Here is an 830-nt window from a genome sequence, read left to right on the forward strand (position 1 = left end):
ATTGATATTCGCTGGTGGTAATATTTTGGTGATGCTCGATTCGTGGCTACATCCGTTTTCGCTAATCAAGACACTGTAATTGCCAGCTTGACTTGCGCTATAGCTACTCGATGTTGCATTGCTAATGGATTGACCATCTTTGTACCATTGGTAAGATGGACTGCTGGCACTTGTCTGCGCGCTTAATAAGATGCTACTCGTTCCACAATTGCTAAATCCTAATGCGCTTCCTTGGGCGATATTTGCACTTGGTATCGCATTGACTACTACTTGTTCGGCTAAACTCTTGGCACTTGTACAACCCGCATTGTTGGTATATTCCACCTCATAATTACCCGATTGATTGGTAACAAACTCCTGTGCATTGGCTCCAATGATCGCTGATCCGTTTCGGTACCATTGGTTTCCGGTGGCAGAACTACTTGTTAAGCTAATACTTGTTCCTGCACACACCGTCGAACCACTACTACTGATTATGGGTCTTGTTGGAGTATTGGGTTGAGCATTTACCGTATCCGTCGTCGCTGTGCTTACGCATCCAGTTATTGATTTAATGGTAATGCTATAAATACCTGGGTTCACTTGCGTGAAGACTCTTCCTGATTGATAATTCGTGCCATCAATGCTGTATTGATCCGTGTTGATGCCAGAGGCTGCCACCGTAATCGTTCCTGTGGAAACGTTGCATGTTGGTTGAGTGATGGTGACAATAGGAGTCGCTGGAGTGTTTGGTTGAGCATTTACCGTATCCGTCGTTGCTGTGCTTACGCATCCAGCTTGCGATTTAATGGTAATGCTATAAATACCTGGGTTCACTTGCGTGAAGACTC

General features: G+C 44.8%; 1 pseudogene. It reads right to left on the reverse strand.

What is annotated here, in order from left to right:
• Positions 1-830 (reverse strand): annotated as a pseudogene (locus V7S76_RS13260) (hypothetical protein); the annotation flags it as partial.

The sequence above is a fragment of the Aquirufa sp. ROCK2-A2 genome, from assembly GCF_054558485.1.